The organism is Paenibacillus sp. E222, from assembly GCF_013401555.1.
In the GTDB taxonomy this organism is placed as follows: Bacteria; Bacillota; Bacilli; order Paenibacillales; family Paenibacillaceae; genus Paenibacillus.
The window spans coordinates 2,093,382-2,116,743 of sequence record NZ_CP058552.1; the positions used below are offsets into that span (position 1 = coordinate 2,093,382).

Genomic DNA, 23,362 nt, shown 5'->3' on the forward strand with positions numbered 1-23,362 from the left:
CAATTTCATAGATTTAACGTGTATAGCATTACGTTGCTAGTGTGAGACAAATGGACTTCTCCAGTTATTTTGGAGAGGTTTTTTTGTGTCAGCCGAATATTTCGTGTAAAATCGTAAAAAATGAATAGTGCTCCCTCTTGGCAAAACCACAAAATATGCTATAATGTATATAAAGTCAAAGAAAGTCAAAGTCAACTAAAGGTTAAATACTTACGTAGCTTTCTTTCTGCAATCCGGTGGTGGGAGCCATTTTAAAGGTAGTACACATCAGCGGATAAAGGCAATATTAAAGGACCTTCGAGCGTCCTTCGCTCTCCTGTTAAAGACCGTTGAAGATCAGTTTCGCTGTTTCCTTGATTGGTTAAATGGGTGGAGAAGGTGTACTCTGTAGGGGCGTGTGGGTCCTTATTGACTTAACGTTTCAGACAGTGGAGGATGAGTCGATGCGTAATATCTCTGATATTATCGAACAATATCTGAAGAGTATTTTGCATGAAAGTCCCGAAGGAATGGTCGAAATTCAACGTAATGATCTGGCTGACCAATTTTCATGTGTGCCTTCCCAGATCAATTATGTCATCAGCACCCGATTTACACTCGAAAAAGGTTACCTTGTAGAGAGTAAACGTGGAGGCGGCGGTTATGTTCGCATACAGCGAATCGAATTGCCAGCTCACTCGGCTCTGCATAACCATTTGCACCATAGTATTGGAGATGAGATCGGGCAGACAGCTGCCGAAGGTCTGATCTACCAACTGGAAGAAGCACGTTTCTTGAGCAAAAGGGAAGCCGGGTTGATGCGGGCAGCTGTATCGAGAGAGATTATATTGGTCAAACTTCCTTACCGGGATCAAATTCGTGCCAGAATGTTAAAGGCGATGTTAATATCTTTGCTCGGTAAATGAAAACTATCGGGATCAAGGGGGTACATCATTGTGCTGTGCCAAGAATGCAACAAACGACCGGCAACACTCCATTTCACGAAGATCGTGAACGGAGAGAAGACGGAATTCCATATTTGTGAGTCATGTGCTCGTGAAAAAGGGGAAATGATTCCCGGAACATCCAACGGATTTTCTATTCACAACTTATTGTCCGGGTTGCTTGATTTTGAACCCTCAGGCAAGAATGGCAATACGGGAGCAACACCTGCACAATCCCTTCGTTGTGAAGAATGCGGCATGACCTATTCACAGTTTAGCAAAATCGGCCGCTTTGGCTGTAGTTCTTGTTATAAATATTTTGACAGTCGTTTGGACCCGCTATTCAAACGGGTTCATGGCAGCACTTCCCACGTGGGGAAAGTGCCTGCACGAGCTGGTGGCCGCATCAAGGTCAAAAGACAGATTGCTGATCTGAAACGGGATCTTCAGGAGAGCATAACGCAAGAGGAGTTTGAAGAAGCTGCTCAAATTCGTGATCAGATCAGGGAACTTGAAAAAGAAATAGCTCAGGAGTAAAGTTTGTGATGAGTAGGAGGGATGCGTAATGCCTAATCTTCGTTTTACAGAGAAGGCGCTCAGCGACTGGATGCGTAGTGATGCGGCTGATTCCGAGATCGTCATTAGCAGCCGGGTCCGGATCGCACGCAACCTGCAGCATTATCCGTTTCCGATGCTGGCTTCCAATGAGCAATCGGAAGAAGTGCTGAATAAGCTGAGCGAAGTACTTCAATACGATGACGTTCATGCCTTTGGAGATTTTCATACTCTGGATCTGATTGATATCGATGACCTTGACAAACGGGTGCTGGTGGAGAAACATCTGATCAGTCCCAGTCTTGCGAACGAATCCAGAAATGGTGCTGTTATTCTCAGTGAGGATGAATCTGTAAGTATTATGATTAATGAAGAGGATCATCTTCGTATCCAGTGCCTCTATCCGGGGTTCCAGGTGAAAGAAGCCTGGGAGAAAGCTTCCGCCATAGATGATGCTTTTGAAGCGCATGTGGATTATGCTTTTGATGACCGCAGAGGATATTTAACCAGTTGCCCTACAAATGTAGGTACAGGTGTAAGAGCATCTGTCATGATGCATCTGCCCGCTCTGGTGATGACACAGCAGATCGGCCGCATTCTAACCGCAGTCTCCCAAGTCGGACTGACTGTACGGGGAATTTACGGTGAAGGCAGTGAGGCGATGGGTAACCTGTTCCAAATCTCGAACCAGATCACACTGGGGCAGACGGAACAAGAAGTCATTGATAACCTGCATAGCGTTGTGTTACAGATGATTGGGCATGAACGTACCGCCAGAGAACGGTTAATTACCGACTCCAGACTGCGTATTACCGACAGGGTTATGCGGTCATATGGCATTCTGTCCCATGCTGCAATTGTCGATTCGAAGGAAGCTGCACAGCGTTTGTCTGATGTTCGACTTGGTGTGGATCTCGGCTTGTTGGACGGCTTGTCCATAACCGTGATGAACGAGTTGAATGTGATGACGCAGCCGGGCTTTTTGCAGAAAACATTTGGGGAAGACATGCGGACAGATGAGCGTGACATATATCGGGCTCAGTTGATTCGTGATACGATCAGTGCAGCCAATCAATCTTAGGTTCAAGCGTTGTTTATAAAGGTTTCACGCCGCATCTGCGGCTTCTATATAATAGAGCATTTTCTATAACTGAATGCTGAATGATTTTATTCGCAGCACGGCTGCAAAAAAAATGATATGAAGAATACGGTGGGATCCTTTTAACAGCCCCCGTTTTATCCAAAACCATGGAGGTGCAGGAGATATGATGTTTGGAAGATTTACGGAACGGGCCCAAAAGGTGCTCGCATTGGCGCAGGAAGAAGCTGTCCGTCTTGGTCATAATAACATCGGTACAGAGCACATTTTGCTCGGCCTCATTCGTGAAGGCGAAGGCATCGCAGCCAAAGCGCTGATCGGCCTGGGACTCGGATTGGAAAAAATTCAAGATGAAGTAGAAACGCTGATTGGCCGCGGTCAAGAGCAACCTACGAACATTGCATATACGCCTCGAGCGAAAAAAGTAATTGAACTGTCTATGGATGAAGCGCGCAAATTGGGCCATACCTATGTAGGCACAGAGCATATCCTGCTCGGATTGATCCGAGAAGGCGAAGGGGTTGCGGCACGTGTGCTGAACAACCTGGGTATTAGTTTGAACAAGGCACGTCAACAAGTATTGCAACTGCTTGGCAGCAGTGAAGCTGTATCCAGTCATAACGGTACACCTGCCAATGTCAGCACACCAACACTGGACAGTCTGGCACGTGACCTCACGGCGTATGCCAGAGAGAACAACCTGGACCCCGTGATTGGACGTAGTAAAGAAATTGAACGTGTTATTCAGGTACTGAGCCGTCGTACCAAGAATAACCCGGTACTGATCGGTGAACCAGGTGTAGGTAAAACAGCCATTGCTGAAGGACTTGCACAAAAAATCATCGCGAATGAAATTCCGGAGACTTTGCGTGACAAACGTGTCATGACATTGGATATGGGTTCGGTTGTTGCAGGTACAAAATATCGTGGTGAATTCGAAGATCGTCTGAAAAAAATTATGGATGAGATTCGTCAAGCGGGTAACATCGTCCTGTTCATTGACGAATTGCATACCCTGATTGGTGCAGGTGGAGCGGAAGGTGCAATTGATGCTTCGAACATTTTGAAACCGGCGTTGGCCCGTGGAGAATTACAGTGCATCGGTGCAACAACACTGGATGAATACCGCAAATATATCGAGAAGGATGCTGCCCTGGAGCGTCGTTTCCAACCGATCACTGTGGATCAACCTTCTCCAGAAGAAGCAATTCAGATTTTACACGGCTTGCGTGATCGTTACGAAGCGCATCACCGGGTGAAAATTACGGATGAAGCGATTGTACAGGCGGTTAAACTGTCTGACCGGTACATTACAGACCGCTTCCTGCCGGACAAAGCAATTGACCTGATTGATGAGGCGGGTTCCAAAGTCAGATTGAACTCTTACACGATCCCACCAAACCTCAAACAACTGGAAAGCCGTCTTGAAGATATCCGTAAGGAAAAAGACGCAGCGGTTCAAAGTCAGGAGTTCGAAAAAGCAGCAGCTCTGCGTGACACGGAACAAAAAATTCGTGAAGAGCTGGATGTAACGAAGAACCAATGGAAAGAAAAACAAGGTCGCACGGATTCTGAAGTAACGCCTGAGGATATCGCGCAAGTGGTAGCCAACTGGACTGGAATTCCGGTGAACAAGCTGAAAGAAGAAGAAACACAACGCTTGATGAACCTGGAATCTATTCTTCATGAACGTGTCATCGGTCAAGATGAGGCTGTGAAGTCCGTCAGCCGTGCAGTTCGTCGTGCTCGGGCCGGATTGAAAGATCCGAAACGTCCGATGGGTTCATTTATCTTCCTGGGTCCTACCGGGGTAGGTAAAACCGAGCTGGCTCGTGCACTTGCAGAAGCCATGTTCGGCGATGAAAATGCAGTCATCCGGATTGATATGTCCGAGTATGGTGAGAAGCATTCCACTTCAAGACTCGTCGGAGCGCCTCCGGGATATGTGGGATATGAAGAAGGTGGACAGCTGACTGAGAAAGTTCGTCGTAAACCTTACTCCGTTGTCCTGCTCGATGAGATCGAGAAAGCACATCCGGAAGTATTCAACATCTTGCTGCAAGTGCTTGAGGATGGTCGTCTGACCGACTCCAAAGGACGCGTCGTAGACTTCCGGAATACGTTGATCATTTTGACATCCAATGTGGGTGCAGAAGCGATCAAACGTAATTCTACACTGGGCTTTACGGCAGTAGTGGATGCAGGTGCGGATTACGATAACATGAAGGGTAAAGTGATGGATGAGCTGAAGAAAAGCTTCCGTCCTGAGTTCCTTAACCGGATTGATGAAATTATCGTGTTCCACTCTCTTGAAGAGAAACATATCGCGGAGATTGTTACACTGATGAGCGAAGAGCTTCGCAAACGGCTGCGTGAGTATGAGGTCGACTTTGAACTCACCGACAATGCCAAGGCATTCCTTGCCAAAGCAGGCTTCGATCCAGCCTATGGTGCTCGTCCGCTTCGTCGGGCGATCCAGAAGCATATTGAAGACAAATTGTCTGAAGAGTTGCTCACGGGTAATGTGATCAAAGGTGATTCGTTACTCATCGATGAAGAGAATGGAGCATTGTCGGTAACGAAAAAAGAAGTTGTTGTTCCTTCTACTGAGGAAATCGAAACGAAATAAGTGACACATAGCTAGTGAATAGCTGGTGCTACTGAGTCTGATGTATAAAACAAAAATCCTTCCTGGCTTTTGTCGGGAAGGATTTTTGTTGTTTTAGTGCCAGTCAGAGCCCCAAAGCTGTTGTTTATCAGGAAACAAACGTTGAACTGGCTGCGAACATGTGTAAAGTTTGCGATAATCCTTTACGAAAAATCTCAAACAATGGTAAACTTTTATTAACCCTGCACGTCAGGGAGTTTAGGCAAAATTCGTCGAAAAATGCAAAATGCTGTTATAAAATAAATCCTAGGAGTGCTGAAGTGGCCAAAGTTAAAACCAAGTTTCAGTGTACGGAATGCGGCTATGAAGCCCCCAAATGGTACGGCAAATGTCCGGGTTGTCAGTCTTGGAATTCAATGGTGGAAGAAACCGAAACAGTGGTCAAAACACAAGGGAGAAATTCCCCTCTTTTTGAGAGTAAAGATAAGCCACTTCCCATCATAGATATAGATAGCGGTCAGGAACCGCGTGTACAGACTGGAATTGAAGAGCTAAACCGGGTTTTGGGCGGCGGAATTGTTCCAGGATCTCTCGTTCTGGTGGGCGGAGACCCCGGAATCGGAAAATCAACGTTAATGTTGCAAACATCTCATGCATTGACTCATTCAGGTTTGCGCGTGTTATATGTCTCAGGCGAGGAATCCGTTAAGCAAACGAAATTGCGGGCTGACCGTCTGGGTGCGCTGTCTCCTGAGTTATATGTACTATGTGAGACCAATATGGAGCGGGTTGAGGAAGCGGTGGAGCAGATCCAACCGCATTTTCTAGTCATCGACTCCATTCAGACCGTATATCTGCCAGAAGTCACCAGTGCTCCCGGTAGTGTAGCTCAGGTAAGGGAATGTACGTCACGGTTCATGCGGATCGCCAAAGGGCGAGGCATTGCAACCGTACTTGTGGGGCATGTTACGAAAGAAGGTGCTATTGCCGGTCCCCGTATGTTGGAGCATATGGTGGACTGTGTTCTTTATTTTGAAGGAGAGCGGCATCATACGTATCGCCTTTTACGTGCGGTCAAGAACCGTTTTGGTTCGACCAATGAGATCGGTATTTTTGAAATGGGCGAAGATGGACTTCGTGAAGTAGGCAACCCTTCTGAGCTCTTTTTGTCAGAACGTCCACTGGGTGTGGCTGGTTCTACCGTAGTGGCCAGCATGGAGGGCACACGTCCTCTGCTTGTGGAATTGCAGGCATTGATTTCTACCACACATTTCCCTTCTCCCCGACGTATGGCAACTGGGGTAGATCTCCATCGATTAAATTTGATTATTGCGGTACTGGAGAAACGGATGGGCATGTTCCTGCAAACACAGGATGCTTATCTGAACGTAGCTGGTGGTGTGAGATTAGATGAGCCGGCAGTGGACTTGGCGGTTGCTATAAGTATCGCATCCAGCTTGAGAGATGTGCCTACCAAGCCAGATGACGTCATCTTTGGGGAAATCGGCTTGACGGGTGAGGTTCGGGCCGTTTCGCGGGCTGAACAACGTGTGAAAGAAGCTCAGAAATTGGGCTTCAAGCGTGTCATTTTACCAGAAAAAAGCTTAAAGGGCTGGAAACATCCTCGCGGGATACAACTGATCGGTGTGAATACCGTGGCAGATGCACTAGCGGTTGCTTTAGATTAGGGGGCATAACAAGATGAAAGATTCGAGCCAACTGGATAATATGAACGAATTGTTAAGGCTGATCGCACCAGGTACACCTTTCCGCGAAGGTCTGGAGAACGTGCTGCGTGCCAAGACGGGTGCACTGCTGGTTGTAGGATACAGCCCTGAAGTGATGGAAGTAGTGGATGGAGGATTCTCGATTAATTGTGATTTCTCCCCGAACTATCTGTATGAACTCGCCAAGATGGATGGTGCCATCATCCTTAGCGAGGATTTAAAGCGTATTTTATACGCCAACACACAGCTCATTCCTGACTCATCCATCTCTTCATCTGAGACGGGGATCCGTCACCGGACGGCTGAGCGTGTCGCAAAACAAACAGGCAAATTAGTCGTATCCATATCGCAGCGCCGGAATATTATCACCTTATATCAAGGAACACTACGGTATTCCCTCAAAGAAATTGGGGTTATTTTGACCAAGGCGAATCAAGCGATTCAAACCTTGGAAAAATACAAAGCTGTATTGACACAGTCCCTTACGAATCTGAGTGCCTCCGAGTTCGAGGAACTGGTAACGATTCCTGAGGTGGTTAATGTCATTCAGCGTACGGAAATGGTTATGCGGATCAAAACGGAAATCAAGCGTTATATTCATGAACTCGGCAACGAGGGACGTCTGATCTCCATGCAGATGGAGGAACTCGTCGGTACTACGGAAGAAGAAGCCTGGTTGCTGTATAAGGACTATGCCCGTGATGACAGTGATGACAAAATCCGTGAGATTATCGTTGGTCTGAAAAGATTATCGGACGATGAATTGCTGGATGCACATCATATCGTACGTCTGCTGGGATACCCTTCGTCAGCAGCTACGTCCGAAGATTCGGTTGCACCTCGCGGATATCGGGTATTAAATAAGATCCCCCGCTTGCCGAATGTCATCATCCATAACCTGGTGGATCAGTTCGAACAATTGCCTCATGTCATCATGGCTACAATTGAAGAGCTGGACGAAGTGGACGGGATTGGAGAGGTACGCGCCCGAACCATTAAGGAAGGTCTCAAGCGTTTGCAGGAGCAGATGTTTATTGACAGACAAATGTAAGGGTTTGCCTATAACGGCTTGAAAATAATGAGGTGAAACAACGATGTTAACCAGATTCATTCCGAATCTCTTTACCTTGGGTAATCTGTTTCTTGGAATGATGGCAATCCTGCTTGCAATTGATGGGAATTATAGTTTGGCTGCGATTTTGGTCATTATTGCGATGTTGCTGGATGGTCTGGATGGCCGTGTGGCACGTGCACTTAATGCCCAGAGTGAGTTTGGTAAAGAGCTGGATTCTTTGTCTGACATGGTTTCATTTGGTGCAGCTCCAGCTCTGATTATATTCATGGTCTCGTTTCAGGATGCAACAACGGTTCTTGCCTGGATCGCAACCGCAAGCTTTCCCATTTGTGGGGCTATCCGGCTTGCCCGGTTTAACGTTCGCCCCGGCATCCCCGGGTACTTTACAGGTTTACCGATTCCAGCGGCCGGAGGGGTACTGGCTACACTGTCCCTGTTTAATAAGGATATCGGTCCCGTGAGTATGATGATTGCCACGTTGCTGTTATCGTATCTGATGGTAAGTTCGCTGAAATACCCCAATTTCAAAAAGGTTGGTCTGCCGCGCAAAGCGATTTGGATTGCACCTTGGGTTATCGTCTTCGCGGTAGTGGTGGCGGTCATGTTTCCAGAACAATTGTCCAAATTGATCTTTATTCCACTTGTGTTATACGCTCTTTATGGGATGAAGCATAATATGCGGACGGCAGCCTCACGTAACCGGGCCAAAAAGCGTAAAGAAGAGAAGTCTTCCCGTCCATCCGATCGCTAGGCAATCCAGTATGGTGTAAATCGGTTGGTCCGTGTTCCTAACCAATACAAAAAAGCACGTACGCTCCTGAACAGGAGCATGCGTGCTTATTTTTTGTTTTTCAAATCTATAAGGTAACTTAACCATTTGCAACGAAATACGTATTGTTTACGACAAATTGAACATCCCTAACGTCGAACATTTCTGTGACTCGTGATTTACGACCTCTTCCATGTTGATGTCCAGCAGATTGCAGAGAGCCGACATATAAAACAGGTTCCGCCCCAGTTCAGAGCTGATAACCTCTTTGCAATTCTCGCACAATTCACCTTCCACATGCGTTTCCAGCAGGCCTTTTGATTGAGCAATATCGCTCTCTGGGGCATATTTCTGCTTGGTGGCGTGCAGCTCAATGCAGCCGCATTCGGTAATGGCCTTTGACACGGCACGGTTGACAGAGGCGCCGGCTTGTCCTGTTTTGGACAGTACATCAATCAGGCTGCGATGACGCAGCAACAGCTCGGAAACTTGATCCTGAAAAGCCTGTAAACTTAGCGTACTCATTTTGCTACTCACCTCGGGATATGAATTGAATTCATTATATGCCAATAATTTACCTTCTTTCAACTGACGATTGCAACATTTCCAAAAAGTTCTTCAAAAGCGGGATTAGCAATCAGGGAATTGGATCATACTGGATATAAAGATGAAGATATATTGAAGGAGGTGCAGGGACTTATGTGGAAAAAAGGCATTTTAACTTTTACAGGATTGTGCGGTGCATGGTTCGGTTACACGGCATATCATCTGGCAGGAAAATCCGTCCCTTGGATGGCAGAATGGATTCAATCAGCGGGATTGTTGGGGGCTGGGGTATCAACCCTACTAGGTGCCGTATTGTTTATGTCCGTGTGTAACATCGGTGGGACATTAATGGCAACCAGACTGCATAATAGTATTGATTCTTTGGCCAAAGTACCGATGAATGAATTGGCTGCAGGTGCAGCGGGTACAGTTGCAGGACTATTGGTGGCCTTGCTGTTATATCCTTGTGTGGCATGGCTCGGGACGGCCGGAGAGGTGCTTCAGGTGGCGCTGACGGTCGTAAGTAGCTATACAGGCTATATGCTTGCCATGGCGAAGAAAGACGATCTGGCGGCCTTCTGGATGTCAGGACGTTGGGGGCATCCCGAGGTGGATGAAGACAGACGACTGGAAGAGCACAAAATTTTGGATACCAGTGTAATTATCGATGGTCGCATCGCAGATATATGCAAAACCGGATTTATCGAGGGCACGATTGTAATCCCGGAATTTGTTCTGGAGGAATTGCAGCACATTGCCGATTCATCGGACTTGCTCAAGCGGAACAGAGGACGGCGCGGGCTTGATATCCTGAATAAAATTCAGAAGGAATTGGACGTCAAAGTTCTCATTTACGAAGGTGATTTCGAGGAAATTTCCGAAGTGGACAGCAAGCTGGTCAAGCTCGCCAAGGTTCTTCAGGGCAAAGTTGTCACCAACGACTTCAACTTGAACAAGGTCTGTGAATTGCAAGGTGTATCCGTGCTAAATATCAATGATCTCGCCAATGCGGTTAAGCCCGTGGTATTACCAGGTGAGGAGATTATGGTGCAGATTATCAAAGATGGTAAGGAACACGGTCAAGGTGTAGCCTATCTGGATGATGGCACGATGATTGTTGTGGAAGGCGGACGCGAGTATATCGGCATGATGATGGAAGTGCTGGTGACCAGTGTGCTGCAGACGTCAGCAGGACGAATGATTTTTGCCAAGCCGAAACTGTTGGAAAAAGCCCAATAAAGCGGTATGATGGGTAGTGTATCGTTAGAGTTTATAATATAACTGTATTATATCTCCGAACGGTAAACTGACAGACAAGGCAGGGATTGCGGCATGGATAAAGGGTGGGGTGTTGTCATTGTGGCGGCAGGTCGGGGGACCCGGATGGGAACAACCGAGAGTAAGCAGTTTCTGCTGCTGCAGGACAAGCCCGTTTTCATACATACGCTTGAAGTGTTTGCGGCTATGGACGAGGTCAGCGAAATGGTGCTGGTCACGGGAGCTACCGATGTTGAACGCTGCCAGGAATGGGTAAAAGAATACCGACTGGAATCACATGTCCGTGTCATCCCCGGAGGGAAAGAGAGACAGCATTCGGTCCACGAAGGCCTTAAGGCACTAGGGACAGACTGGGTCCTCGTTCACGACGGGGTACGTCCTTTTATAAACCGTGAGCAGATTATGGGATGTATGAAGGCCGCCATGTCGGGTGGAGCAGCTGTATTGGCCGTTCCAGTGAAGGACACGATCAAACAAGTAAATGCGGATGGAATCGTTACGGCGACGCCGGACCGCAGCAGTCTGTGGAGCATTCAAACCCCGCAGGCTTTTCGTCTTTCTTCCCTGATACTTGCTTACGAATCGGCGGACCGGGACGGATTTCTAGGAACGGATGACGCAATGCTGGCTGAACGCCAGGGAATGTCGGTCAAGGTTGTGGAAGGCAGTTATACGAATATCAAATTAACGACGCCGGAAGATTTGGAATACGCCGCGTTTTTGCTCAAGGGAGAGAAGAAGCGATGATACGTGTAGGACAGGGATTCGATGTACATCAACTGGTAGAGGGACGCCCATGCATTATTGGCGGGGTCACGATCCCTTATGAAAAAGGACTGCTGGGTCACTCGGACGCAGACGTGCTGCTGCATGCCATCAGTGATGCCATTCTTGGTGCGCTTGCACTTGGGGATATTGGCAAACACTTCCCGGATACCGATCCGGAGTTCAAGGATGCGGATAGCCTGAAACTGCTGGAGCATGTGTGGCAGTTGGTGAAGGATCGTGGATACCGTCTGGGGAACATCGATTCAACCATTATTGCACAGAAACCGAAGATGGCACCTTACGTTCCGCAGATGGCCGAGGTTATTGCCAAGGCACTTGAAGCGGATGTAACTCAGGTGAATGTCAAAGCGACAACAACAGAGCAACTCGGATTCCCCGGACGGGGAGAGGGGATAGCTGCCCAATCGGTTGTTTGCCTTGTTCGCGTGTGATATCATCAACCAATTAGAGACGGAGGGGATATTATGAGCACCGAAGTTCGCGTGCGCTACGCGCCGAGTCCAACGGGACACCTGCATATCGGGAATGCCCGTACGGCGCTGTTTAACTATTTGTATGCCAAACATAATAACGGCAAATTCATTATTCGTATTGAGGATACGGACGTGAAACGCAATATTGCCGGTGGTGAGGAAAGTCAGCTGAAATATTTGAAATGGCTCGGAATCGAGTGGGACGAAAGTATTGATGTCGGCGGCGAGTACGGACCATACCGCCAGACGGAACGTCTGGACATCTATCGCAAATATACGCAGGAACTGCTGGACAAAGGTCTGGCTTATCGTTGTTATTGCACAGAAGAAGAGCTGGAGCAAGAACGCGAAGAACAGACAGCACGTGGAGAAACCCCGCGTTATTCGGGCAAACACCGTGATCTGACACCGGAGCAGCAGAGTGCATTTGAAGTAGAAGGCCGTGTGGCGAGTATTCGTTTTCGTGTACCGGAAGAACGCATTTATACGTTTGATGACATGGTCAAAGGAACAATTTCTTTTAACAGCAAGGAATCAGGCGACTTCGTTATTGTGAAAAAAGACGGCATTCCCACGTACAACTATGCAGTTGCTGTGGATGATCACCTGATGAAGATCTCTCACGTTCTGCGTGGCGAGGATCACATCTCTAACACACCGCGTCAACTGATGATTTATGAAGCGCTTGGCTGGGAGCCGCCGGTATTCGGTCATATGACGTTGATCGTGAATGAAAACCACAAAAAGCTGAGTAAACGTGACGAGTCCGTTATTCAGTTTATTGAACAATATGATCAGCTCGGCTATCTGCCAGAAGCGATGTTTAACTTCATCTCCCTGCTTGGCTGGTCCCCTGAAGGAGAAGAAGAGATCTTCTCGCAGGAGCAGTTAATCTCCATTTTTGATACGAAGCGACTGTCCAAGAGCCCGGCGGTATTTGATACCCACAAGCTGGCTCACTTGAACAACCACTACATTAAAAATGCGGACCCGGATCGCATTGCCGAAATGGCAATTCCACATCTGCAAAAGGCGGGACGTATTGCTGCTGAGCTCTCACCTGAACAGAAAGAATGGGCATATACGCTTGTTCATCTCTACCAGGAGCAAATGAATTCTGCCTCCGATATCGTGGAATTGTCGGAAGTGTTCTTCCGTTCCCATCTGGAGCTGGAAAGTGAAGGAGCTGCTGTACTCGCTGAGGAGCAGGTACCAACCGTTCTGAAGGCATTTGCTGATAAAGTACAGGCTAGCGATGAATTTACACCGAGCAAGATGGCTGCGCTGATCAAAGAAGTTCAGAAAGAGACCGGATTTAAGGGTAAACAGCTGTTCATGCCGATCCGTGTAGCTCTGACAGGACAGACTCATGGCCGCGATCTGAATCAAACGATTGTACTGCTTGGCCGCGATAAAGTGATCGATCGACTGCATGCTCAGGTAAAAGGCGCGTAAGTAACGCCCTTGTATAGTCTACTTTGGACTTAAGGATGGAACTTCGTTTATACCGTTATGAAGGAAGATTGTTGTCAGTCCATAACCTTTTCGCTATAATAGCAACACAAAGGTTAAATGGTATGATTTTATCATTCATCATAAAAACAGCAAAGACCGGGAGAAGTAGGCTGAACCGGACAGATTCAGAGAGGATGGTCCCGCAGTAAAGAATGAGATTCTTTGCTGAGGTGGCTGTGAGCCATCCGCTGTCCGCCAGTCGAAATGCACCCGTGAGCTGCATAGCCGAATCCGGCCCCGCCTCTTGTTTTGTAGGAGAGAGGAAAACGTCAGGATAGGTTGTGACGGTTGGTTCCCGTTACGGAACTGTTGAGGGTTCATTCTTGTGCAAGGACATGAGGCGGCTATAACAGGCAGCCTAGTTCTTGTATGTTAAGGCATGAACCGAGCAGAGTGGGACCGCGATAAACGCCTCTGCAGCTTACATAGCTGCAGGGGCGTTTTCTGTTTAGGTCGAGTCGGAAGTACACTACCATGAGGGCCGCGCCGTCCGGTAAGCCGGAGGACGAAGACCTGAACAAGAGGGGAACGAGCATGTTCAAGAAGATCAGATCAGATATCCAGGCGGTGTTTGAAAACGATCCGGCGGCCCGGGGATGGTTTGAAGTTGTATTTACCTACTCGGGGCTGCATGCGATATGGGCGCACCGGGTGGCACACTTTTTATACAAGCGGAAATGGTTTTCTTTTGCCCGGTTCATTTCACAAGTCAGCCGTTTTATGACAGGCATCGAAATCCACCCCGGAGCTACGATCGGCAATCGGTTGTTTATTGACCATGGCATGGGCGTTGTGATTGGGGAAACATGTGAAATTGGCGACGATGTTGTCATCTATCAGGGGGTCACACTTGGCGGAACGGGTAAAGAAAAAGGGAAGAGACATCCGACAATTGGCAATAATGTGGTTATCTCATCCGGAGCGAAGGTGCTAGGCTCCTTCAGCGTGGGGGATCAATGTAATATTGGTGCAAACTCGGTTGTGCTGAAGGAAGTTCCTCCAAACAGCACCGTTGTAGGCATACCGGGCAGAATCGTGAAGCAGGATGGCCGCCGGGTGGACCGTCTGAATCAGCAGCTTCCCGATCCGGTCATCGATTCCCTGCGCAATATGCAGCAAGAAATCGAACGATTGCGTGAAGAAGTGCGTACTCTGCAGAGTACGCGTGAAAGTGAGTTTTCCCGTGGTACAATAGAATAATGATGGAAACGGATGAAAGGAAAGTGACTATGACGCTTCAAATTTACAATACGATGAGTCGTACCAAAGAGAATTTTGTTCCTCAAGAGCCGGGGAAAGTGAAAATGTATGTGTGCGGGCCGACGGTATATGATTACATTCATATCGGGAATGCACGTCCAGTTATCTTTTTCGACACGGTTCGCGGATACCTGGAACAGACCGGTCTTGAAGTGAACTACGTCGTGAACTTCACAGATGTCGATGACAAACTCATTCGCAAGGCCGAGCAGCTTGGCACGGATGTTCCTCATGTTGCAGAGAAGTTTATTGCAGCGTATTACGAGGATCTCGAAGGGTTGGGTATTCCGAAGGCAAGCAGTAACCCAAGAGTGACGGAAAACATGCCGCTCATTATTGATTTTATCCGTGAGTTGGTTGAAAAGGACTTCGCCTATGAAAATGGCGGTGACGTATATTATCGCACAGGCAAGTTCGCGGAGTACGGCAAACTGTCGAAGCAAAACCTTCAGGAATTACAGTTCGGAATTCGTATTGGTGTAGATGAGCGCAAAGAGCATCCGGAAGATTTCGTACTCTGGAAAGCTGCAAAACCGGGTGAGATCTTCTGGTCCAGTCCATGGGGCGATGGTCGTCCGGGCTGGCATATTGAGTGTTCAGCGATGGCACGGGAGTACCTGGGCGACACGCTGGATATTCACGGTGGAGGACAGGATTTGCAGTTCCCGCACCATGAATGCGAATGCGCTCAATCCGAGGTACTGACTGGAAAACCTCTGGCAAACTACTGGATGCATAACGGATTTATCCGTATTGATAACGAAAAAATGTCGAAATCACTCGGTAACGGCGTGCTTGTTAAAGACCTCCGCAATCAATATAAACGCGAAGCCATTCGTTATTTTATGTTGTCTACTCACTATCGTAATCCATTGAACTTTACGGAAGATACGATGGAACAGGCACAGAATAGTGTAGACCGGATCGCCAATGCCGTAGGCAACCTTAATCATCGCTTGCAAGCTGTGAGTGTGGATCAGGCTGTGTCAGCAGAGTTCGCAGCGAGACTGGAGCAGATTCGTCAGCAATATCATGAGAAAATGCAGGACGACTTCAATACGCCAGATGCGATTACGGCACTGTTTGAATGGGCTGGGGAAGCTAACCAACTGTTGCAGCAAGATGTGGTAAACGCTGCGGACATTCGCGCTCTGCTGGAATTGTTCAATGAGCTGAATGCGGTGCTTCGCATCTATACGGAGGCTGAACCGGAGCTTTTGGACGAAGAAATCGAACGTCTAATTGAAGAACGTAACGAAGCGCGCAAGTCCAAAAACTGGGCGCGGGCTGATGAAATTCGGGATGAACTGTCTGCGCAGGGCATCTTGCTTGAGGATACGGCTCAAGGAATGAGATGGCGGCGCAAATGAGTGATGAACAACTGGAAAAGTTGTCTGAATCCGTCGAACATGCCGAGCAACGGGAGGAACAACAGACAGATGAACAATCTCTGAGCGTTGAGCAGGGAGGATGGTTTCCTTATCCTCCCTCTCGGCCTGCAAGGTTGATTCCTCCCATCGCTCTCGCCTATATTGGTGATGCGGTATATGAGGTAGCCGTACGGCAGTATCTGTTGTCCAAAGCCAATATGCGTCCCAACCATCTGCACCGTAGTGCAACGGGTTTGGTATCGGCGAAGGCGCAGAGCCGTATCCTCACAGGTATTGAGGCTGAGCTGACCGAGGAGGAACGTGACATTGTCAGACAAGGTCGTAATGCCAAGTCTGGCAGTATTCCCAAAAACGCAGATGTTTTGGAATATAGACATGCCACAGCTCTGGAGTGTCTGTTCGGTTACCTGTATAGCAGTGGTCGACATGACCGCATGATTGAACTAATTCGCCGGGGCATCGAGCATGCGGAGCAACATTCGCAATCACCGACAAAATAATATAAATTACAACAAAGCCGCTTCTGTAAGATGTGCCGAATAGGGTGCAGTGTAACACAGGGCGTTATAGAGAGGATCGAACAAAGATGGAAGAAGAATGGATTGCCGGTAAACACTCCGTAACGGAGGCGCTGCGTTCAGGCCGGACCATTAATAAAATATGGATTGCAGATACAGCGCAAAAACATTTGACGCAGCCCATTATCGCGGAAGCAAAAAAACTAGGGATTGTCATTCAACACGTGGACAAGCGTAAACTGGATCAAACAGTGCCGGGCGTTCAACACCAGGGTGTAGTAGCACAAGCGGCTCCTTACGCTTATGTGGAGGTTGAAGACATTCTTGCTGCAGCGGCTGCAAAAAATGAACATCCATTTTTGATTTTGCTGGATGAGATTGAAGATCCACATAATCTTGGATCGATTTTGCGGACGGCTGACTGCACAGGTGCACATGGCGTTATTGTACCTAAGCGGCGCTCAGCTGCAGTTACAGTGACGGTATCCAAAACATCAGCGGGTGCGGTGGAGTACGTGCCAGTGGCTCGTGTAAGCAACCTGGGTCAAACCATTGATCGTCTTAAGGAAGAGGGCGTATGGGTTGTGGGTACGGATGTTGCTGCTCAGGAGAGCGTGTTTGGGAACGGCGTCTTTACGGGTCCAGTAGCCGTCGTTATCGGGAACGAAAACAAGGGAATGGGACGACTGATTCGCGAGAAATGCGATGTGTTGATCAAACTGCCGATGCAAGGTCAGATTAATTCCCTGAATGCTTCCGTGGCAGCGGGTGTTGTCATGTATGAAGTGCTCCGCTCGCGCCAAGCGCAGGACTAGAAGATATGGCTGATTCCCGTGATGTGCTTCTTGTAGACGGGTACAACATGATTGGTGACTGGCCGGAGCTATCCAGATTGGCGGAGAGTGGATTGGAGGAGGCCCGCAACAGGCTTCTCTCTCGACTAGCCGACTATCAGGCGTTCTCCGGCCGGAGAGTCATTGTTGTTTTTGACGCCTACCTCGTGCCTGGACTCGGTAAATCCTTTACACAGAGCAAAGTGCAGATTTTTTTTACAAAGGAAAAAGAGACGGCAGACGAATGCATTGAGAGACTCGTTCGGGAACTAAGCACGCGAAGACGCCAAATCTATGTGGCTACAAGCGATATGGTAGAGCAGCATGTCATTTTTGGACAGGGAGCTCTGCGTGTATCCGCAAGGGAATTGCTGATCGAAGTAGAGCAGAACGAAAAAGAGTTACAGAAACGTCTGGAAGAAGATCAAGCTAAAGCAACGCGAAATACACTCGGCGGCAAGTTAAGTCCGGATGTTTTGAAGCAATTTGAGCGATGGCGCCGGGAATAACAGCACGATTTTACAAAAATTAGAATTTTGAAACTCTTGACAATTATGTTATTGATGTTCTTTTTTAGGCAGAGCGTGGTTGACGGTGTGAGGTACCATCATATATACTGATCCTATATTTCATAGAGTAGAGTAACGGGGTACCTTGCGTTGCAGCCGGAGGGATTGTCTGTGAGTGTCGACCTCAAAGATATCATGTTATCCAAGTATGATTACCAAAGTGACGAAGACATTGTCGAAGCGGTCCGTGAAGGTGAAAGCGAAGCGCTGGAGTTTTTGATTAACAAATATCGTAACTTTGTACGCGCCAAGGCAAGATCTTATTTTCTGATTGGGGCTGACCGGGAAGATATCATTCAAGAAGGAATGATTGGACTCTATAAATCCATTAGGGATTTCAAAGGGGACAAGCTCGCTTCTTTCAAAGCCTTCGCCGAGTTGTGTATTACACGACAGATTATTACGGCAATCAAGACAGCAACACGTCAGAAGCATATTCCGCTTAATTCTTATGTATCACTGGACAAACCTATTTATGACGAAGAGTCCGATCGTACGTTACTCGATGTGATTTGTGGAACACAGGTCAGCGATCCGGAAGAACTTATCATCAATCAGGAAGAGTTTGTAGGCCTGGAAGATAAGATGTCTGAGATTCTGAGTGATCTGGAACGTAAAGTATTGATGTTGTATCTGGACGGGAGATCTTATCAAGAGATTGCAGTGGATTTGGACAGGCATGTAAAGTCCATTGATAATGCACTCCAGCGCGTCAAGCGTAAACTTGAAAAGTACCTGGAAGTTCGAGATAATTGAACACATGTTGTCGTTGACGGAAAAGGCTCGGGGTTTGAGTCTTTTTTTGCTGCCTCAAGTTTATAAAGTTAAAGAATGATTATACTAGTAATCGCTTGGTCCATGCAGGAGAAGAGAAAAACAGAGATGAGAAACTGAATGTGTTTGATAGGAACTTTTTACCCACGGATGAAAGGCTATTCTTTCATTGACATGGTTATACCCTTGTGATAAAGTGTTTTAGGTAGGCCTAAATTCGCGGCTTTTTTTTAGGATCAATTTAGAGACTCCGCTTGAATGTGGAAGTCTTCGGGAGGTGTACATCATGCGGGTAATTATTACTTTGGCTTGTACAAACTGCAAACAAAGAAATTACACTACGACAAAAAACAAGCGTAATCACCCCGACCGCATGGAGATGAAGAAATTTTGCAAGTTTTGTAACGAGCAGACTTCTCATCGCGAAACCAGATAGTTTTTTGGAGGTGTAGTCGGCGTGAAACGTAGTTTCAAATCTCTGATTTCCTTTTTCTCTGAAAGCTGGGCTGAACTTAAAAAAGTTCGCTGGCCTAATCGTAAAGAGCTGACCAACTACACATTGATCGTTCTTGGTACTGTTGTGGTTATGACGCTGTTTTTTTGGGTCGTTGATATCGGCATCTCCGCTGTGATCGAAGCGATTATTTAAGAAGGGTCCCAGGTGGCTTGATATGGAAAAAAGATGGTACGTCGTTCATACCTATTCAGGGTATGAGAATAAGGTCAAAGCCAATTTGGAAAAACGCGTAGAGTCCATGGGCATGGAAGACAAGATTTTCCGCGTTCTTGTTCCGATGGAAGAAGAAGTGGTGAACAAAGACGGTAAGAAAAAAACCGTTATGCGTAAAGTTTACCCCGGATATGTCTTGGTGGAAATGGTCCAGACGGATGACTCTTGGTACGTTGTTCGCAACACGCCAGGTGTTACGGGATTTGTCGGTTCGACAGGTTCCGGGTCCAAACCAACAGCCTTGCTGCCTGAAGAAGTGGAACAAATTCTGAAGCACATGGGCATGGTTGAACCGAAGCCTAAAATTGAATTCGACATTAAGGAATCCGTACGTATTAAAGTTGGTCCTTTTGCGAATTTTGTGGGCTCCGTGGAAGAAATTTTGGTAGACAAAAGCAAGTTGAAAGTGCACGTGAACATGTTTGGACGGGAAACACCGCTTGAGTTGGAATATACGCAAGTGGAGAAGATATAGTCTCTTCAAGTTTCTTGTGGGAGGGCTGAGAGGCCCGTTAACCACTATTTTGCAAGGAGGTGTCAATCATGGCAAAAAAGGTAATCAAAATGGTAAAACTGCAAATTCCAGCAGGTAAAGCGAATCCAGCGCCTCCGGTAGGTCCAGCTTTGGGTCAAGCAGGTGTCAACATCATGGCATTCTGTAAAGAGTTCAACGCTCGTACAGCCGATCAAGCGGGATTGATTATTCCTGTTGAAATCACAGTATTCGAAGACCGTTCCTTTACTTTCATCACTAAAACTCCACCAGCAGCAGTTCTGTTGAAAGTGGCAGCTAAAGTAGAAAAAGGATCCGGCGAACCAAACAAGAAAAAAGTCGCTACCGTTAAACGTGATGCGGTACGTCAAATCGCGGAAACAAAAATGCCTGACCTGAATGCTGCTGACGTTGAGTCTGCAATGCGTATGGTCGAAGGTACTGCCCGCAGCATGGGTATCACCATCGAAGACTAATTTTTCATCTGAAACATGGCTTCGTAAAGCCGGCCGATTCGCGGCCGGTTGATGTGGGAGGTATATCCGCTAACACCACAAAGGAGGAATATAACATGGCTAAACACGGTAAAAAATACCTGGAAGCTGCTAAGCTGATTGACAGCGAAGCAACTTACGAGCCTTCAGAAGCTGTAGAGCTTGTGAAAAAGGCAGCCACTGCAAAATTCGATGAAACAATCGAAGCAGCAGTACGCTTGGGCGTTGACCCACGTAAACAAGACCAGGCAGTACGTGGTGTTGTTGTCTTGCCACACGGCACAGGTAAAACACAACGCGTATTGGTATTTGCAAAAGGTGACAAAGCGAAAGAAGCGGAAGCGGCTGGCGCGGACTATGTTGGTGATGCAGACATGATCAACAAAATCCAACAAGGCTGGTTCGAGTTCGACGTCTGCGTAGCGACACCGGACATGATGAGTGAAGTAGGTAAATTGGGCCGACTGCTCGGCGGTAAAGGTCTGATGCCTAACCCTAAAGCCGGAACGGTAACTTTCGATGTATCCAAGGCTGTTCAAGAAATTAAAGCCGGTAAAATCGAATATCGTCTGGATCGTGCAGGTCAAATTCATGCACCGATCGGTAAAGCTTCTTTCTCGGCAGAGCAACTGAATGAGAACCTTAAAGCTCTCATGGATGCTTTGACTCGTGCTAAACCGGCGGCAGCAAAAGGTGTTTATCTGAAGAATGTAAGTCTTTCTTCCACGATGGGCCCTGGCGCACGCGTGAACGCAGCATCTTTTAGATAATATCACTTGACAGGCTTGTCCTGTTCTGATAATCTATAAAAGTTGTGAGTCCGAGTGACTGACCGTTGACATTTGAATATGCTTACCGTAGACAGTAGGTGCCATTTTGGCTTAATTTCCTGCCGAGGTGTGATTATAGAACTTAGAACGATGCAAATCGGTTATGAGTATATATCAAGCCTTCGTGATTCTACGGAGGCTTTTCTTAATGGGATAAATTTGATCAGGAGGTGTACAGTTTGGCAAACGCAAAAGTGATTCAAGCAAAACAAGAGTCCGTTGATGCAGTAACAGCTAAATTGCGCGAGAGCGCGACTAGTGTTGTTGTTGACTATCGCGGTTTGAACGTTGCCCAAGTAACTGAGCTGCGTAAGCAGCTTCGTGAAGCCGGAATCGAATTCCAAGTGCTGAAAAACTCGTTGCTTCGCCGCGCAGCAGCTGCAGCAGAACTGACAGAACTTAACGAAGTACTGACAGGTCCTAGTGCAATTGCATTCAGCGTAGACGACGTAGTGGCTCCAGCCAAAATTCTGAACGACTTCGCGAAAAAGAACGATGCACTGGAATTGAAAGGTGCAGTCGTAGAAGGTCGCGTAATCGGAGTACAAGAAGTCAAAGCGTTGGCAGAATTGCCATCCCGCGAAGGTCTCCTTTCCATGCTCCTCAGCGTGCTTCAAGCGCCAGTGCGCAACTTCGCGCTTGCGGTTAAAGCTGTTGCTGAAAAAGAAGAACAAGGCGCGTAAGCAACTTGATCTGAATGCTGCTTAGGCAGTGATGAAATACAAAAAAATAATATTATATATGGAGGTTCAATCATGAGTAAAGAGCAAATCTTGGAAGCAATCAAAGGCATGACTGTACTGGAATTGAATGATCTCGTTAAAGCAATCGAAGAAGAATTCGGCGTAACTGCTGCAGCTCCAGTAGCTGTTGCAGGTGGCGGAGCTGCAGCAGCTGAAGCTGAGCAATCCGAATTCGACGTAATCTTGACTAACGCTGGTGCTTCCAAAATCAACGTTATCAAAGCAGTACGTGAAATCACAGGTCTTGGCCTGAAAGAAGCAAAAGAAGTGGTTGACAACGCTCCAAAACCACTGAAAGAAAAAGTAAGCAAAGAAGAAGCAGAAGCGGTTAAAGCTAAGCTTGAAGAAGCAGGCGCTACAATCGAAGTTAAATAATTTAGCTTTCATTAGCTAGATGAACAAAACAACAAACCCCTTGACTTATATCAAGGGGTTTGTTGCTGTAATTGTAAATGGAAAGTGAGTGAGGACATGTCCAATCATTATTATTCGGACAAACCGCAGGTGGCACATGACAGACGGGCTACAGAAGCGGAGCTACGCGGATGGAAATTACGACTCGTTACGGATGCAGGGGTATTTTCCAAAAACGGAATCGATTACGGCAGCAGAGTGTTGATTGATGCTATAGAGTTGCCTGCTGGAGCTCATGTACTGGATGTGGGCTGCGGGTATGGACCCATTGGTCTTACAGCAGCTAAACTTGTACCGGATGGACATGTCACCATGATCGATATCAATGAGAGAGCGGTTGAGCTTTCCAGGGAAAATGCAAAAGCGAACGGTATAACGAATGTAACGGTTATGCAAAGCAATCTTCTGGCTGAAGTTAAAAAGGAAGACTTTGACGCAGTTCTGACCAATCCTCCGATCCGTGCCGGTAAGGAAACCGTGCATGCGATCTTTGAACAGGCATATCGTCATTTGAAGTTGGGCGGAGCGTTATGGATTGTCATTCAGAAAAAGCAGGGAGCGCCTTCGGCGAAAGCGAAGCTGGAATCTCTCTTTGGACGAGTGGAGGAAGTAACGAAGGATAAAGGCTACCGAATTTTCAAAGCGGTAAAATTGGAAGAGGCGCCTTTAGACTAAATCCTGATTTGTAAAGTAAGCAGGGTGGTATTTTTTTTGCAATAGGACTATTGACTTGAAATTCAGGTCGTGGTATTATTGTAAAATGTCAGTATTAAGATGCCCTACTTGGCTTTAGCTAACTAAAAATGTCAACCTTTTTTTTACGCCGAACGGGCTTATTATGCCTACGTTTGGCGTATAATATGTACATTTTGGGCAAACTGGGGATATGTATGATTTGGAAAGACATCCGCCGATCAAAGTTGCTCTTTTTTCGAACGACATTCGAGTAAGGGCTT

26 protein-coding genes and 1 other annotated feature are annotated in these 23,362 nt (G+C 47.2%); of the genes, 25 read left to right on the top strand and 1 reads right to left on the bottom strand.

Annotated features, from left to right (window positions below):
• Positions 1–443: 443 nt before the first annotated feature.
• The 7 genes from HW560_RS09105 (at position 444) to pssA (ending at position 8,738) form a co-directional block, all read left to right on the top strand.
• Complete coding sequence (locus HW560_RS09105) at positions 444–905, top strand: CtsR family transcriptional regulator (protein ID WP_024633618.1); 462 nt, start codon at positions 444–446, stop codon at positions 903–905.
• A 30-nt stretch (positions 906–935) separates the two neighbouring features.
• On the top strand, positions 936–1,460 hold the full coding sequence (locus tag HW560_RS09110; RefSeq protein WP_090905256.1) for a protein-arginine kinase activator protein McsA: 525 nt from the start codon (positions 936–938) through the stop codon (positions 1,458–1,460).
• Positions 1,461–1,488: 28 nt separating this feature from the next.
• Complete coding sequence (locus HW560_RS09115; protein ID WP_053779232.1) at positions 1,489–2,559, top strand: protein-arginine kinase McsB; 1,071 nt, start codon at positions 1,489–1,491, stop codon at positions 2,557–2,559.
• A 184-nt stretch (positions 2,560–2,743) separates the two neighbouring features.
• Entirely contained in the window at positions 2,744–5,206 is a 2,463-nt protein-coding gene (gene clpC / locus HW560_RS09120; protein ID WP_110002403.1) for an ATP-dependent protease ATP-binding subunit ClpC, read from the top strand.
• 299 nt (positions 5,207–5,505) lie between these two features.
• Positions 5,506–6,873: a DNA repair protein RadA gene (gene radA, locus HW560_RS09125; protein ID WP_090905261.1), complete on the top strand. Its 1,368-nt coding sequence runs from the start codon at positions 5,506–5,508 to the stop codon at positions 6,871–6,873.
• Positions 6,874–6,886: 13 nt separating this feature from the next.
• A complete protein-coding gene (disA, locus tag HW560_RS09130; RefSeq protein ID WP_076292150.1) occupies positions 6,887–7,963 on the top strand; it encodes a DNA integrity scanning diadenylate cyclase DisA in 1,077 nt (358 codons plus the stop codon).
• 43 nt (positions 7,964–8,006) lie between these two features.
• Complete coding sequence (gene pssA, locus HW560_RS09135) at positions 8,007–8,738, top strand: CDP-diacylglycerol--serine O-phosphatidyltransferase (RefSeq protein ID WP_090905263.1); 732 nt, start codon at positions 8,007–8,009, stop codon at positions 8,736–8,738.
• Between the two features lie 147 nt (positions 8,739–8,885).
• Here pssA and HW560_RS09140 read toward each other — a convergent pair whose 3' ends face one another.
• Positions 8,886–9,281, bottom strand: a complete 396-nt coding sequence (locus HW560_RS09140) for a nucleoside triphosphate pyrophosphohydrolase family protein (RefSeq protein WP_024633611.1) — start codon at positions 9,279–9,281, stop codon at positions 8,886–8,888.
• Positions 9,282–9,455: 174 nt separating this feature from the next.
• On the opposite strand from HW560_RS09140, the gene HW560_RS09145 reads away from it, so the two are divergent.
• From HW560_RS09145 to HW560_RS09230, 18 genes are all read left to right on the top strand, one after another.
• Positions 9,456–10,541: a PIN/TRAM domain-containing protein gene (locus tag HW560_RS09145; protein ID WP_076292152.1), complete on the top strand. Its 1,086-nt coding sequence runs from the start codon at positions 9,456–9,458 to the stop codon at positions 10,539–10,541.
• A 93-nt stretch (positions 10,542–10,634) separates the two neighbouring features.
• Entirely contained in the window at positions 10,635–11,327 is a 693-nt protein-coding gene (ispD, locus tag HW560_RS09150; RefSeq protein WP_099859249.1) for a 2-C-methyl-D-erythritol 4-phosphate cytidylyltransferase, read from the top strand.
• Positions 11,324–11,800, top strand: coding sequence for a 2-C-methyl-D-erythritol 2,4-cyclodiphosphate synthase (gene ispF, locus HW560_RS09155; protein WP_053779226.1), 477 nt, complete (start codon positions 11,324–11,326; stop codon positions 11,798–11,800). Before ispD ends, ispF begins: the two co-directional genes overlap by 4 nt.
• Before the next feature lie 33 nt (positions 11,801–11,833).
• On the top strand, positions 11,834–13,297 hold the full coding sequence (gene gltX / locus HW560_RS09160; RefSeq protein WP_179262877.1) for a glutamate--tRNA ligase: 1,464 nt from the start codon (positions 11,834–11,836) through the stop codon (positions 13,295–13,297).
• Positions 13,298–13,891: 594 nt separating this feature from the next.
• Entirely contained in the window at positions 13,892–14,557 is a 666-nt protein-coding gene (gene cysE, locus HW560_RS09165) for a serine O-acetyltransferase (RefSeq protein WP_090905273.1), read from the top strand.
• A gap of 29 nt (positions 14,558–14,586) precedes the next feature.
• A complete protein-coding gene (cysS, locus tag HW560_RS09170; RefSeq protein ID WP_090905275.1) occupies positions 14,587–15,987 on the top strand; it encodes a cysteine--tRNA ligase in 1,401 nt (466 codons plus the stop codon).
• On the top strand, positions 15,984–16,508 hold the full coding sequence (locus tag HW560_RS09175; RefSeq protein WP_256222558.1) for a Mini-ribonuclease 3: 525 nt from the start codon (positions 15,984–15,986) through the stop codon (positions 16,506–16,508). Before cysS ends, HW560_RS09175 begins: the two co-directional genes overlap by 4 nt.
• Positions 16,509–16,594: 86 nt before the next feature.
• Positions 16,595–17,341, top strand: a complete 747-nt coding sequence (rlmB, locus tag HW560_RS09180; protein ID WP_090905277.1) for a 23S rRNA (guanosine(2251)-2'-O)-methyltransferase RlmB — start codon at positions 16,595–16,597, stop codon at positions 17,339–17,341.
• 5 nt (positions 17,342–17,346) lie between these two features.
• On the top strand, positions 17,347–17,868 hold the full coding sequence (locus HW560_RS09185) for an NYN domain-containing protein (RefSeq protein ID WP_076292158.1): 522 nt from the start codon (positions 17,347–17,349) through the stop codon (positions 17,866–17,868).
• Positions 17,869–18,039: 171 nt separating this feature from the next.
• Positions 18,040–18,684, top strand: coding sequence for an RNA polymerase sporulation sigma factor SigH (gene sigH, locus HW560_RS09190; protein WP_024633601.1), 645 nt, complete (start codon positions 18,040–18,042; stop codon positions 18,682–18,684).
• 304 nt (positions 18,685–18,988) lie between these two features.
• Complete coding sequence (gene rpmG, locus HW560_RS09195; RefSeq protein ID WP_072735843.1) at positions 18,989–19,138, top strand: 50S ribosomal protein L33; 150 nt, start codon at positions 18,989–18,991, stop codon at positions 19,136–19,138.
• A 21-nt stretch (positions 19,139–19,159) separates the two neighbouring features.
• Positions 19,160–19,351, top strand: a complete 192-nt coding sequence (gene secE / locus HW560_RS09200; protein ID WP_024633600.1) for a preprotein translocase subunit SecE — start codon at positions 19,160–19,162, stop codon at positions 19,349–19,351.
• 22 nt (positions 19,352–19,373) lie between these two features.
• On the top strand, positions 19,374–19,907 hold the full coding sequence (nusG, locus tag HW560_RS09205) for a transcription termination/antitermination protein NusG (RefSeq protein ID WP_024633599.1): 534 nt from the start codon (positions 19,374–19,376) through the stop codon (positions 19,905–19,907).
• A 68-nt stretch (positions 19,908–19,975) separates the two neighbouring features.
• Positions 19,976–20,401: a 50S ribosomal protein L11 gene (gene rplK, locus HW560_RS09210; RefSeq protein WP_076292159.1), complete on the top strand. Its 426-nt coding sequence runs from the start codon at positions 19,976–19,978 to the stop codon at positions 20,399–20,401.
• Positions 20,402–20,496: 95 nt separating this feature from the next.
• Positions 20,497–21,189 carry a 50S ribosomal protein L1 gene (gene rplA, locus HW560_RS09215; RefSeq protein WP_024633597.1) on the top strand — a complete coding sequence of 231 codons (693 nt, stop codon included), beginning with the start codon at positions 20,497–20,499 and terminating at the stop codon, positions 21,187–21,189.
• 67 nt (positions 21,190–21,256) lie between these two features.
• Positions 21,257–21,405: a sequence feature (ribosomal protein L10 leader region), on the top strand.
• 23 nt (positions 21,406–21,428) lie between these two features.
• On the top strand, positions 21,429–21,932 hold the full coding sequence (rplJ, locus tag HW560_RS09220; protein WP_076292160.1) for a 50S ribosomal protein L10: 504 nt from the start codon (positions 21,429–21,431) through the stop codon (positions 21,930–21,932).
• Between the two features lie 72 nt (positions 21,933–22,004).
• On the top strand, positions 22,005–22,367 hold the full coding sequence (gene rplL / locus HW560_RS09225; protein WP_090905279.1) for a 50S ribosomal protein L7/L12: 363 nt from the start codon (positions 22,005–22,007) through the stop codon (positions 22,365–22,367).
• Positions 22,368–22,463: 96 nt separating this feature from the next.
• Complete coding sequence (locus HW560_RS09230; RefSeq protein WP_179262879.1) at positions 22,464–23,081, top strand: class I SAM-dependent methyltransferase; 618 nt, start codon at positions 22,464–22,466, stop codon at positions 23,079–23,081.
• Positions 23,082–23,362 lie beyond the last annotated feature (281 nt).

What these genes read in the sequence shown, in the direction of transcription:
- HW560_RS09105 (WP_024633618.1), top strand. Translation starts at nt 444, where the DNA reads ATGCGTAATATCTCTGATATTATCGAACAATATCTGAAGAGTATTTTG.
- HW560_RS09115 (WP_053779232.1), top strand. Translation starts at nt 1,489, where the DNA reads ATGCCTAATCTTCGTTTTACAGAGAAGGCGCTCAGCGACTGGATGCGT.
- clpC (WP_110002403.1), top strand. Translation starts at nt 2,744, where the DNA reads ATGATGTTTGGAAGATTTACGGAACGGGCCCAAAAGGTGCTCGCATTG.
- disA (WP_076292150.1), top strand. Translation starts at nt 6,887, where the DNA reads ATGAAAGATTCGAGCCAACTGGATAATATGAACGAATTGTTAAGGCTG.
- pssA (WP_090905263.1), top strand. Translation starts at nt 8,007, where the DNA reads ATGTTAACCAGATTCATTCCGAATCTCTTTACCTTGGGTAATCTGTTT.
- HW560_RS09140 (WP_024633611.1), bottom strand. Translation starts at nt 9,281, where the DNA reads ATGAGTACGCTAAGTTTACAGGCTTTTCAGGATCAAGTTTCCGAGCTG.
- HW560_RS09145 (WP_076292152.1), top strand. Translation starts at nt 9,456, where the DNA reads ATGTGGAAAAAAGGCATTTTAACTTTTACAGGATTGTGCGGTGCATGG.
- ispD (WP_099859249.1), top strand. Translation starts at nt 10,635, where the DNA reads ATGGATAAAGGGTGGGGTGTTGTCATTGTGGCGGCAGGTCGGGGGACC.
- ispF (WP_053779226.1), top strand. Translation starts at nt 11,324, where the DNA reads ATGATACGTGTAGGACAGGGATTCGATGTACATCAACTGGTAGAGGGA.
- gltX (WP_179262877.1), top strand. Translation starts at nt 11,834, where the DNA reads ATGAGCACCGAAGTTCGCGTGCGCTACGCGCCGAGTCCAACGGGACAC.
- cysE (WP_090905273.1), top strand. Translation starts at nt 13,892, where the DNA reads ATGTTCAAGAAGATCAGATCAGATATCCAGGCGGTGTTTGAAAACGAT.
- cysS (WP_090905275.1), top strand. Translation starts at nt 14,587, where the DNA reads ATGACGCTTCAAATTTACAATACGATGAGTCGTACCAAAGAGAATTTT.
- HW560_RS09175 (WP_256222558.1), top strand. Translation starts at nt 15,984, where the DNA reads ATGAGTGATGAACAACTGGAAAAGTTGTCTGAATCCGTCGAACATGCC.
- rlmB (WP_090905277.1), top strand. Translation starts at nt 16,595, where the DNA reads ATGGAAGAAGAATGGATTGCCGGTAAACACTCCGTAACGGAGGCGCTG.
- HW560_RS09185 (WP_076292158.1), top strand. Translation starts at nt 17,347, where the DNA reads ATGGCTGATTCCCGTGATGTGCTTCTTGTAGACGGGTACAACATGATT.
- rpmG (WP_072735843.1), top strand. Translation starts at nt 18,989, where the DNA reads ATGCGGGTAATTATTACTTTGGCTTGTACAAACTGCAAACAAAGAAAT.
- nusG (WP_024633599.1), top strand. Translation starts at nt 19,374, where the DNA reads ATGGAAAAAAGATGGTACGTCGTTCATACCTATTCAGGGTATGAGAAT.
- rplK (WP_076292159.1), top strand. Translation starts at nt 19,976, where the DNA reads ATGGCAAAAAAGGTAATCAAAATGGTAAAACTGCAAATTCCAGCAGGT.
- rplA (WP_024633597.1), top strand. Translation starts at nt 20,497, where the DNA reads ATGGCTAAACACGGTAAAAAATACCTGGAAGCTGCTAAGCTGATTGAC.
- rplL (WP_090905279.1), top strand. Translation starts at nt 22,005, where the DNA reads ATGAGTAAAGAGCAAATCTTGGAAGCAATCAAAGGCATGACTGTACTG.
- HW560_RS09230 (WP_179262879.1), top strand. Translation starts at nt 22,464, where the DNA reads ATGTCCAATCATTATTATTCGGACAAACCGCAGGTGGCACATGACAGA.